This window comes from Desertivirga arenae, assembly GCF_017355785.1.
GTDB classification, from domain to species: Bacteria; Bacteroidota; Bacteroidia; order Sphingobacteriales; family Sphingobacteriaceae; genus Desertivirga; species Desertivirga arenae.
The window spans coordinates 151,113-163,508 of the sequence record NZ_JAFEWE010000002.1 but is presented as its reverse complement, the minus strand read 5'-3'; the positions used below and the strand labels follow the sequence as shown (position 1 = coordinate 163,508).

Sequence of the window (12,396 nt, the reverse complement as noted above, 5' to 3'; positions counted from 1 at the left end):
TAAGGCCGCGAATAAGCTTTTTCGCTCATTTGATTCTGAATCAACGGCAATTTCTTCATCTCCCATTTGGAATTTCAGGATGTCTGTTTAAGTGTCAGCAGAACGCTTAACGGTCTTAATTTAATCCACTCTTTGAGTGGGGTTTAATTTTTTGTAAAGGGCCACTTTTGCAAATGTCTTTTGGTTTTTATTCTGAAAATCAGATTCTTATAAAGGTGCTGTAGTGTATTAGTAGGGGTGTGTATTCTGTCCTTTTTGATGTTTGTATAGCTAAAGTAGGGCATGGATATTTTAGAAGATATCAAATCCCTTATACATTTGGACTAACCAAGCGGAAGGTGATCCGCGAAAATATAAACCAGTTTAATCATTTTATTTATTAGTCTTATGAAAGGAAGATTTACATTCTTTTTTCTCATTTCCTTACTATTTCTTGTGCCATTGATGGCAGGCGCACAAGAGATACAGGTAACAGGAAAAGTAGTATCAAAGAGTGATGGATTACCGCTGCCCGGCGTATCCATCGCAGTTAAAGGTGCAAACCGGGGAACAAGCACTGATGCTGCAGGAAATTTTAGGATAGCAGCCCCCTCAGGAGCTACTCTTGTTATTAGTTCATTGGGTTTCGATTCCCAATCAATAACTGTTCGCGATAGCAGATCTCTATCGATCACCCTGGTGGAAAACACAGCGGCATTAAACGAAGTGGTTGTTGTGGGTTATGCCACTCAAAAGAAGAAGGTAGTAACAGGGGCTATCTCAAGTGTTAAGGCTTCGGATATTGAAACGCAGCCAATTACACGTGTTGAACAGGCCCTGCAGGGGCGTACTTCAGGTGTTAGTATAGCGGTTAACAATGGTCAGCCAGGTGAAGCTGCTACAGTTCGGGTTCGTGGTATTACCAGTTTTAATAATTCTAATCCATTATACGTAGTAGACGGTATTGTTGTTGATAACGGAGGTATTAGCTACCTGAACGCTTCTGACATCGAATCTATCGACGTTTTAAAAGATGCAGCATCTGCGGCCATTTATGGTACGAGAGCCTCTGCAGGAGTTATCCTGGTAACCACTAAGAAAGGTAAAGCTGGAAAAAACACACTTAGCTATAATGGCTTTTATGGGACATCTGAACCTACCCGCCAGTTAAGCATGTTAAATGCTACACAGTACACCACTTTACGAAACGAAGCTGCTGCAGCAGACGGTAAAAGTTTACCTTACGCTAACCCTTCTTCCTTTGGCCAGGGAACGGATTGGCAATCAGCCATTCTTAATGATAATGCTCAACGTCAGAATCATGAGCTAAGTTTAAGTGGTGGAAGTGACCGCTCGACCTTTTATACCTCGTTTGGTTACCTGGATCAGGAAGGTATCGTGGCCTCGGATATTTCGAAATATAAGCGTATCAATTTTCGTGTTAACTCAACCCACAAAATATTTAAAAGCGTAACTATCGGTCAAAATCTCGGTTATGCTTATAATAAAACTGTTGGCTTAGGTAATACGAACAGCGAGTTTGGCGGGCCACTGGCTTCAGCTATTCACCTTGACCCCTTAACTCCACTTGTTGAAACTGATCCGGCTAAAGCAGCAGCCTACAATGTGCGAGCTCGTCGCGATGCATCAGGCTTTCCTTATGGCATTTCTTCAATCGTAGGTCAGGAAATGACTAATCCCCTTGCTTATATCTCCACCAGATTAGGCAATTATAATTGGGGCCATAATATTGTGGGAAATGTTTACGGTGAGATCGAAGTTATTAAAGGCTTAAAATTCCGGTCATCTTTTGGTGGTAAAATGGCTTTCTGGGGACAAGAAAGCTTTACTCCGGAGTTTTATTTAAATACCTCAAATATCAATACAACAACTCAATTCTTTAGAGAAAGCAACAATCGTATTGATTGGAACCTTTCAAATACATTGTCATACACCAGAGCATTTGGAAAACATAACCTCACTGGGTTGTTTGGACAGGAAGCTTACCAGGACGGAAGTTCTCATTACGATGGTGTTAGGTATGACGGTATTCCTGCTACTACTTTTGACGAGGCTTCGTTTAACTATTCAGTGCCAACAACGCAAAGAACTGCTTCGGCAAGTGATGGGCAATATCATAGAGTAGTTTCCTTATTTGGACGTTTGAATTATAATTATGATGAAAAGTACTTGTTGGAAGGTATTCTTCGTCGCGATGGTTCTTCAAGGTTCGGCGCTAACTACCAGTATGGTGTTTTCCCTTCTTTTAGTTTGGGATGGGTACCAACAAGAGAGGCATTTTGGCCAGAAAACAAATTCGTAAGCTTTCTGAAGCTGAGAGGTGGTTATGGGGTAGTAGGAAGTGATAATATCGGCGATTTTCAATTTGTTTCTACCATCGGTAGTGGCAGAAATGCAGCTATAGGTACAGATTCTTATCAAACAGGATACAGCCCTAACGCACCAGCTAACCCTGATCTTCATTGGGAGGAGACGCGTTCCTCAAACATTGGGTTAGAGGCCACTATTTTAAGAGATTTCCGTTTTACATTTGATTGGTACACCAAGAAAACTGTTGGTATCCTTCAAAATCCCAGGATTCCATTCTATGTAGGAGCTATTTCAAACCCTGCATCTAACGTTGCGGATATGAAAAATACCGGTTTGGAGTTTGAACTCGGCTGGAATAAAAAAGTTAGACAAGTTAATCTTAGTCTCGCAGGAAATTTCTCAACGCTAAAGAACGAAGTGACTTACCTGGGCCGTGGCTTGACCTTCATCGGTGGAACAGTGTCCTTCCAAAATATGGCTTATGGCGTAACACGGACAGAAGTTGGCCAGTCATTTAACTCGTTCTACGGATTTAGAACTCAAGGGATTTTCCAAACTCAAGAAGAGATCGACGCTTACGTAGGTCCAAAGGGTAAGGTCCAGCCTAACGCAAAACCAGGCGACTTCAGATGGAAAGATGTAGACGGTGATGGTGATATCGATGAAAATGACAGAGAGTTTATGGGAGTCTCTATTCCTAAATATTCTTTTGGATTAACTGCAAATGTTAGTTGGAAAAACTTTGATGTGATTGCATTTGGACAAGGATCAGGAGGGAACAAGGTATTTAGTGGCTTGAGACGTTTTGGAATCACAACTTCTAACTGGCAGACAGAAGCACTGGGACGCTGGACTGGCCCAGGTACTTCAAATTCATATCCTCGGTTATCAGAAGCCGACCCTAATAAGAATTTCGTAAACCCTTCTGATTTCTATTTAAAGAATGGCAACTTCTTTAGGATTAAAACTTTGCAGATTGGATATTCTTTGCCTAAAGCAGTAATCCAAAAGGCAAGTCTATCCAGATTAAGAGTCTATATAATGAGTGAAAACCTGTACACCTTCACTAATTACTCTGGTTACGATCCGGAGATCGGAGGAACAGCATTTGGTATAGACAGGGGGGTATATCCTCAGGCCCGCTCATTCATGTTAGGTGTAAATGTTGGATTATAATCTTTAAAAAAATGAACAAATATTTCAAATATATAGGTGCGTTAGCGATAAGTGCTCAGCTTTTAAGTTCTTGTAGTAATTTCCTGGAGGTAGATCCTAAGGGTACAGATCTTGAATCTAATTATTACCAAAATCAGGATCAGGCTTACAAAGCATTAGTAGCAGTTTACGATGTTGTAGGCTGGCAGGGAGGTAACCTGGTAACCAAAGAGGGGATTGCTATGGCTGCTTCCGACGATCATTATGGAGGCGGAGAAGGCGCGGGCGATTTAAATTTTGTGAATATGGACAAGTTTCTGATCACCCCGGCACAAGGCCCACAGGAAGACCTTTGGAGGAAGGGTTTCTCGGGAATATTCAGGGCTAATATTCTGCTCGAAAAGATTCCAAGCACAAATATGGACGAAGGTTTGAAGAAACGGTATATAGCAGAAGCAAAGACATTACGTGCCTTCTTTTATTTCGACCTTGTTCGCTTATTCAAGAACATCCCTTTGTATACCAAGAATATCACTTCGGATGAGATGTATAATGTGACACAGGCAAGCCCTGCAGAGGTATATGCTCAGATGGAAACGGATCTGAAAGAGGCAATCGCAGAACCAAATCTACCCAATAAGGTAGTTGCTGCTACGGAGGGAGGCCGCTTTACAAAAGGTACGGCTCATGCTCTTCTTGGAAAAGTTTATTTGTGGGAAAAGAAGTGGGCTGAGGCAGCTGCGGAATTCAAAGAGGTGAATGGTACGCCAGGGCAAATGAATGCTACCTACGGTTATCAATTGCTGGGGGATTTCGGAAACCTATTTAAAGGTGGAAATACTTACAAATTCAATTCGGAGTCAATTCTCGAAATTCCGCACACAACGCTTTCCGGAGGAACCTGGGGTGGCGGAGGGGCTGCTTCAACGGAAGGAAATATTTTAAACATCATGAGTGGTCCCAGAGGTTACTCAGCTAAAACAGCAGGAGCCCCTGATTATTATAGTGGCTGGAGTTACTTCCCGGTTACTCAAAGCCTGTTCGACGCTATACATTTTGATCCGCGGTACAAATACACCATTGCAAATCTGGATAGCCTCAAAAAGAACGGTATTGCCGATTACAACGCTGCTGCGGGTGCACAGAATACAGGCTACTTCATCGAAAAATGGATTGCCCGTAATTCTAATCTTCCTACAGGGGCCGGAGACCGCGACCTAAACTGGGGACAGAACATGTATGACATCCGCTTAGCTGATACTTACCTGATGGAAGCAGAAGCTTTGGTAATGGCGAACGCCGATTTATCGAGAGCGGCTAATTTGCTGAATGCTGTTAGAGCTCGAGTTGGGTTGGGTCCCGTAGCGGCAACAATGGAAAATATAAAAAGAGAACGCCGACTTGAACTGGCTGGTGAAGGACAGCGTTGGTTCGATTTGGTTCGCTGGGGAGATGCAGCTACAGTGCTCGCTTCTGAAGGTTTTGTAGCTGGAAAAAGCGAAATACTGCCAATCCCCTTGCGCGAAATGGATAATACAAAAATAGAACAAAGTAAAGAGTGGGGCGGAACTAAGTAATAACCTTAATCTCCTTTAAGTATGAAACTAAGATTTAATTTAACGAAAGCATTGACTGCACTTGCAGTGGCTTCAACTATAGCGATTTATTCTGCCTGTACCCCAGACGAAGCTGGAGATGGAAACGGCTTGGATTCACCTGATCTGGTAGCAGATTTTACCGTAACACCAGTAGCTAATAAAGCAAATTATTACGTGCTAAAAGCACATACAGATGGTGTCATCAGTGTAAAATGGAATTTGGGTAAAGGTGCTACAGATGCTTCTGCAGGCAAAACTGTTGATACAGTTTTTTACCCTGATGCAGGAAATTATACTATTACAGAGGTTGCTGTAGGTAAGGGAGGGACCCAAAAATCAACATCAAAGCAATTGAATGTTCCTACCTCTGACCCAGAAGCTGGTAACCTGATCCTTGATCCCAAAATGGATGATCCCACCAAATGGACCGTAACTAAAAGAGGTACAAATGCTAATGTGCAGTTTACAAATGGTAAAGCGGTGTTTACCGGCTCTGCTTATGATGGTGTAGCTATATCTCAACCTGTACAACTAGTGGCTGGTAAGAAATACCAGATAGATATGACTGTATCTGGTGGCGGGGCTGTAGACACCTGGTTTGAGGTCTACCTTGGTAAGGGAGTGCCGGCTAACGGTGCAGATTACAGTGAAGGTGGTAAAATAATGGGATTAAGTACCTGGGATGGTTGTGGAAATTCCACTTTCAACGGTCAGTTAGCCAAAATAGGATGTACTGGTGATAGAAGGAATGGAGTGGTGACAGTCACTTCCTCCGGAACTTATTACCTGGTGATCAGAACCGGTTCCGGCAGTTCTATGGGGCCAAATGGAATCTCTCTTGACAATGTTGAGTTAAGAGGTACTAAATAAATAACAGGCTAATAGATCAACAGGAAAGTATGTTGACTTTCCTGTTGATCATAGCCTTAACGCTCAGTTGATAAGATAATAAAAACATGAAACTGAGGAATTGATCAATAATAACAGGGATATAAATGAAGAATACTGTATTGAAAACGTCAGGACTCAAGCTTTTGCCGTTCCTGCTTCTACTTACTATTGCAAGCTGCAAAAAGAAGGACGCCGCCGGGCAGGAGGTAAAGCCGCCGGTAACAGAAGAAAAGCCGGTTACAACTGACGTAAGCTTTTGGCTTACCAATCCCGACAGAACATCGCTTTTTAAAAAGCAAAACGTAAGCCTCCTGTTTTCTGCGCCTAACAGCCAGTATACAACTATAGAAGTAGATACAACCCAAACTTTTCAAACGATTGATGGCTTTGGGTACACCTTGACGGGCGGAAGTGCGATGTTGATCAATAGTTTGCCTGTGGCAACAAGAGATGTATTGCTCGAAGAATTATTTAAGCCAGACAGTACTCATATCGGTGTGAGTTATTTGCGCATCAGTATTGGCGCTTCCGATCTGAGTGATTCTCCTTTTACATATGATGATATAGCAAATGGACAGGTAGATCCCAACCTCTCGCAATTCAGCATTGACAGGGAGAGGGCAGACATGATCCCGGTACTGAAAAAGATCCTGTCGATCGCACCGAATATTAAGATCCTGGGTTCGCCCTGGACGGCTCCTCTTTGGATGAAGACAAATAACAACTTTGTTGGTGGTAGTCTGAAGCCGGAGTACTATAGTGTCTACGCAAATTACTTTGTAAAATATATTCAGGCTATGAAGGCTGAAGGTATTACGATAGATGCTATAACACCTCAAAATGAGCCTTTGCACGGGGGAAATAATCCAAGCATGGTAATGCAGGCAACAGAACAGGCAGCATTTATTCGTGATCATCTCGGGCCGGCTTTCAGAAATGCTAGTCTTGGTACAAAGATCATTGTTTACGATCATAATGCCGATAGGCCTGATTATCCTATTGCAATCTTAAATGATGCTCAGGCAAAAAGTTTTGTGGATGGATCCGCTTTTCATCTTTACGGAGGAAGCATAAATGCTCTAAGTACTGTTCATAACGCTCATCCGGATAAAAATATTTACTTCACGGAGCAATGGGTTGGTGGTCCAGGTAGTTTTTCCGGCGATTTAAAATGGCATGTAGAGAACCTGATCATTGGAGCCTCCCGCAACTGGAGCCGAAATGTTCTGGAATGGAACCTTGCTGCAGATCCAAGTTATCGTCCTTACACAAACGGAGGTTGCAGTACTTGTCTCGGTGCTTTAACCGTTAGTGGCTCCTCTGTAAGTCGTAATGTATCCTATTATATCATCGCGCACGCTTCAAAATTTGTGAGACCCGGCTCAGTCAGGATTGCTTCTAATATGGCTGCTAATTTACCTAATGTGGCCTTCAAAAACCCTGGTGGTAAAAAAGTACTCATCGTACTGAACACCTCCTCGGCAACTGAAAACTTTAATATCAAATTTAACAACAAAACAACCACGGCTACTTTGGCTAGTGGCGCGGTTGGAACATTTGTCTGGTAATAATTTTATGAATTCCATCGCTAAACACATACTTAAATGAATAAAGGACTTTTATCACTGTTGCTTTCAGTTTCAGTCTCCGGCCTTTTTGGGCAAGGCCAAAAAGCTAAAACAAGTTTTTCACAAGCAAGGGTTTATACCACTGCAAACAAGTCTGATCTTAGAATTTCAGATGCTGGAACATTGACATTCTCAGAGATGAAACAGCCACTGGAAACGCAGCTGGTTATTTTTGTAGATCCAACACATTCTTTCCAAACCATTACCGGAATTGGGGGAGCCTTGACAGACGCATCAGCAGAAACTTATGCGAAGCTCCCTGCAACTATTCAAAAGGAATTCCTGACGGCTTACTACGATAAAGAAAAAGGAATAGGGTACTCTTTCGCCCGCACTAATATCAACAGCTGTGATTTTTCGAGTGATACCTATACTTATGTTGCTGACAATGACGCTGCATTAAAATCATTTGATCTGTCTCACGATAAAAAATATAAAATACCCTTTATAAAAGCAGCGATGCAGGCAGCAGGAGGCACTCTTCCAATGTTTGTTAGTCCCTGGAGCCCTCCAGCCTGGATGAAGGATAATAACAATATGCTTAGAGGAGGCAAACTAAAACCGGAATTCCGTCAGGCCTGGTCAAACTACTATGTGAAGTTTATCAAGGGCTACGAAGCATTGGGAATCCCGGTTTGGGGATTATCTGTACAAAATGAGCCAATGGCAACCCAAAAATGGGAGTCCTGCATCTTTACTGCAGAAGAGGAAAGGGATTTTATAAAAACTCACCTCGGCCCCACACTGCATAAAAACGGACTTGGAAACAAAAAGTTGATTGGTTGGGATCATAATCGCGATCAGGTTTATCAACGTGCCAGCACTATCCTCAATGATCCCGAAGCAGCTAAATATGTTTGGGGTATAGGCTATCATTGGTACGAAACATGGACAGGCGCCGGGATGAACTTTGCAAATGTAAAGCTGGTGAACCAGGCCTTCCCATCAAAAAACCTGATTTTTACAGAAGGCTGCATTGAAAAATTCGACATCAATAAGGTGAACGAATGGTGGCTGGGCGAAAAGTACGGAAACTCTTTGGTAAATGATTTTAACAGTGGTACGGTTGCCTGGACAGATTGGAATATCCTTCTTGACGAAAAGGGCGGTCCTAATCATGTGGGGAACTTTTGTTTTGCCCCAATCCATGCTGACACTAAGGCGGGAAAGCTAATCTATACTAACAGCTATTATTATCTGGGGCACTTTTCCAAATTCATCAAGCCCGGAGCTAAGCGTATTGCAAGTTCTGCCAGCAGGGATTTCCTTTCAACAACGGCCTTTCGCAATACTGATGGTAGTTTAGCCGTGGTCGTTTTAAACACTACTGATCAAAGTCTCCCATACAATTTATGGATAGATGGAAAAGCAGCGCAAACTACAAGTATGCCTCACTCAATCTCTACGATTATTATTAAGTAAAAGCTTCTAATATAAATTGGTTCGTCGATTGGTTGGCGCCGGCTGTCTCTTACAGCCGGCTTCTTAAACGCGTCCCTGAAACTCCAGAATATGAGAAAATTTTCCGCCTGCATTTTTTGTTTAACGCTCTCTTTATCTGTTCTATATGCTCAGAAGAAACCTTCTGCTCAGGTATGGCTCACAGATTCAGATCACTCCATCCTGTTTCAAAAGCAGTCCAAAGGATTATCCTTCAAAAAAGCTGATAACAAGCTTCCTCTTATAAAAGTAGATGATACGCAAAGTTACCAGGAACTTGATGGCTTTGGTTTTGCGTTAACAGGAGGAAGTGCACAGCACATAATAAGAATGGGTAGCAATGCAAGGTCCGCCTTGCTGAAAGAACTATTTGCCGAGGATGCTGACAACATAGGTATCAGCTATCTGAGAGTAAGTATTGGTGCTTCGGATCTTAATGAGAAGGTGTTTACTTATAATGATCTTCCCAATGGGCAAACCGATCCAATGTTGGAGAGGTTCGATCTGGGGCCAGATAAGAAGGACATAGTGCCTGTATTAAAAGAGATCCTTGCCATTAATCCTGCTATAAAGATCATGGGCTCTCCATGGAGCCCTCCTTCCTGGATGAAAACGAACGGTGACAGCAGGGGAGGGCAGCTGAAACCAGAGTTCTACGAGGCCTATGCCCGTTATTTCGTCAAGTATATACAGGCTATGAAGAAGGAAGGTATTCGCATCGATGCGATCACCGTGCAAAATGAACCTCTTCATCCGGGCAATAATCCAAGTTTACTGATGGTAGCTCCAGACCAGGCTTTGTTTGTAAAGAAACATCTTGGTCCTGCCTTTCGATCTGCAGGAATCGATACAAAGATCGTTGTTTATGATCATAACGCTGACCGTCCCGATTATCCTATCAGCATTCTGAATGATATTGAGGCAAGGCAGTACATTGACGGCTCTGCTTTTCATCTTTATGGCGGTAAGATCGATGCCCTTAGTGACGTTCATGCTGCTCATCCTGACAAGAACTTATACTTTACAGAACAATGGATCGGTTCGCCTGCAAACTTTAAAAGGGACCTTAACGAGCACGTGGAAAAACTCATCATAGGCGCTACCAGGAATTGGAGCCGCAATGTGATTGAATGGAACCTTGCTGCTGATCCTCAAAATAATCCTCATACCGATAGGGGTGGCTGCGACAGATGCTTAGGCGGAATTACTATTGATAAAGATTCGGTTAGCAGGAACCCTGGTTACTATATCATTGCTCATGCTTCCAAGTTTGTGAGGCCTGGGGCAGTTCGCATTTCCTCTGATATAATAGATGATCTTCCTAATGTAGCGTTCAAAACTCCTCAGGGTAAGATTGTTCTGATCGTTTTGAATACAAGTAATACGGCAAAGAAATTCAATATCGCTTCTTCCGGGAAAGGTGCCATCACGAGCTTAAATCCAGGTGCCGTAGGAACTTATATCTGGTAAAAATCAAACCTTAATAAATGAAAAGGAAAAATTTGTTGCTTAGTTCAGTTCTCACCGGAGCTGTGCTTTTAATAAACACTATAATGCCTGTTTCTACCAAAGCTCAGGGATTTCTGCGAGCTGAGGGAAAGCAGATCGTAAATGAGAAAGGTGAGAATATCCTTCTGCGTGGAATGGGACTAGGAGGATGGATGCTGCAGGAAGGCTATATGCTGGGTTTGAATGCAGACGGACAACAGTACAAGATAAGAGAGCGGATAGAAGCCCTGATCGGAAAAAAACAGACCGAGGAGTTTTACGAGATTTGGTTAGCTAATCATACTACCCGAGCCGATATAGATTCTTTAAAGGCCTGGGGCTTCAATTCAATACGCCTACCGATGCATTATAATCTATATACACTTTCTGTGGAGGAGGAGCCTGTTGCTGGTAAAAATACATGGTTACCTAAAGGATTTGCCCTCACGGATTCGCTGCTTGCATGGTGTAAAGCAAATCAAATGTATTTGATCCTCGATCTTCACGCCGCTCCGGGCGGTCAGGGGAATGACCTTAATATCTCTGACAGGAATCCAGCTAAACCTTCTTTATGGCAAAGTGAGGCCAATCAAAAAAAGACGATAGCACTCTGGAAGAAACTGGCTGAGCGATATGCCAACGAACCATGGATCGGTGCCTATGATATTATAAACGAGCCGAACTGGGGTTTTGAGAACCCCGAAAAGGACAAGAATGGTACAGGAGAGCAGAAAAATGAGCCGCTAAGGAAATTGATGGTAGATGTAACGAAGGCTATTCGCGAAGTTGATAAGAGGCATATTATTATTATTGAGGGAAATGGCTGGGGAAATAATTACAATGGTATTCTCCCTCCCTGGGATAAGAACATGGTGCTTAGCTTCCATAAATACTGGAACCTTAACGATCAGAAGTCTATACAGCATATTATAAATTTCAGGGATAAATACAATATTCCTGCCTGGCTGGGTGAGACCGGAGAAAATTCGAACGTATGGTTCACGGAGGCAATTAACCTTCTTGAAAAGAATAATATAGGTTGGTCATGGTGGCCCTTAAAGAAACTCGGATTCAACAACCCCCTGCAGATCCGGACCAATCCTAATTATGAGCAGGTGTTGCGTTACTGGAGTGGAAATGGAAATAAGCCGGGCGAAAGCAATGCTTATAGTGGTCTTATCGAACTTGCCCGCTATACAAATATTAGCACAAACAGAGTGCATAAAGATGTGATCGATGCGATGATCCGTCAGCCTTTTAGTGCTGATACACGTCCTTACATGGCCAATAAATTGAATGGCAGTTTGAAGATCAATGCTGTAGATTATGATCTAGGCAGAAGTGGCCTGGCTTATGCTGATAAGGACACTGCCAACTACCATATCTCTACTGGGGCCAGATCGGCCGGAAACAAGGGTAATGTGTATCGAAATGATGGAGTCGATATCCGTAAGTCAGCTGCAGCCTACGAAAGCTATTACGTTAGTGACATAGAAGATGCTGAATGGCTACAGTATTCAGTAGATGTGGCCGATGAAGGAACTTATTCGATTAAGTTAAGGGTTGCATCAGACAATGAAAATGCTAAAATATCTGTTTTAAATGGCTCTAATTATCTGGCTAAAGACCTGGTTATTCCAAAAACCGGTGCCGCCGAAAAATGGGACTTCATAGAAATGAAGAAGGTCAAATTAGGTAAAGGGACAAACCGCCTTCGAATTGCTGCCGAAAAAGGAGGCTTCAACTTCTCATCGATTGAGTTAACTAAAACACCTTAGTTTTTTTACTCTAAGCAGTATATTCAGTTATTTTATAATCCTTATAAAGAAAAGAGTGCATTCTCATACCGCACTCTTTTCAAAAAAACTGCATTTTTCAAGAAAAAT

Annotated in this window: 7 protein-coding genes; all 7 read left to right on the top strand. The window is 42.5% G+C overall.

Going from position 1 to position 12,396, the window contains the following annotated elements; translation table 11 throughout:
- The first annotated feature begins 387 nt into the window (after nucleotides 1-387).
- The 7 genes from J4N24_RS04600 (at nucleotide 388) to J4N24_RS04570 (ending at nucleotide 12,288) form a co-directional block, all read left to right on the top strand.
- Complete coding sequence (locus J4N24_RS04600) at nucleotides 388-3,486, top strand: SusC/RagA family TonB-linked outer membrane protein (protein WP_207532476.1); 3,099 nt, start codon at nucleotides 388-390, stop codon at nucleotides 3,484-3,486.
- An 11-nt stretch (nucleotides 3,487-3,497) separates the two neighbouring features.
- The gene (locus tag J4N24_RS04595; protein ID WP_207532475.1) at nucleotides 3,498-5,042 is read left to right on the top strand and encodes a RagB/SusD family nutrient uptake outer membrane protein; all 1,545 of its coding nucleotides are present in this window, start codon (nucleotides 3,498-3,500) and stop codon (nucleotides 5,040-5,042) included.
- Nucleotides 5,043-5,063: 21 nt separating this feature from the next.
- On the top strand, nucleotides 5,064-5,933 hold the full coding sequence (locus J4N24_RS04590) for a PKD domain-containing protein (RefSeq protein WP_207532474.1): 870 nt from the start codon (nucleotides 5,064-5,066) through the stop codon (nucleotides 5,931-5,933).
- 125 nt (nucleotides 5,934-6,058) lie between these two features.
- Entirely contained in the window at nucleotides 6,059-7,522 is a 1,464-nt protein-coding gene (locus J4N24_RS04585) for a glycoside hydrolase family 30 protein (protein WP_207532473.1), read from the top strand.
- A 36-nt stretch (nucleotides 7,523-7,558) separates the two neighbouring features.
- Nucleotides 7,559-9,004: a glycoside hydrolase family 30 protein gene (locus tag J4N24_RS04580; protein WP_207532472.1), complete on the top strand. Its 1,446-nt coding sequence runs from the start codon at nucleotides 7,559-7,561 to the stop codon at nucleotides 9,002-9,004.
- A 90-nt stretch (nucleotides 9,005-9,094) separates the two neighbouring features.
- Nucleotides 9,095-10,492 (top strand): glycoside hydrolase family 30 protein, encoded by a 1,398-nt coding sequence (locus J4N24_RS04575; protein WP_207532471.1) that lies wholly within the window; start codon nucleotides 9,095-9,097, stop codon nucleotides 10,490-10,492.
- A gap of 17 nt (nucleotides 10,493-10,509) precedes the next feature.
- Complete coding sequence (locus J4N24_RS04570; RefSeq protein ID WP_242691517.1) at nucleotides 10,510-12,288, top strand: cellulase family glycosylhydrolase; 1,779 nt, start codon at nucleotides 10,510-10,512, stop codon at nucleotides 12,286-12,288.
- The last annotated feature ends 108 nt before the right edge of the window (nucleotides 12,289-12,396 follow it).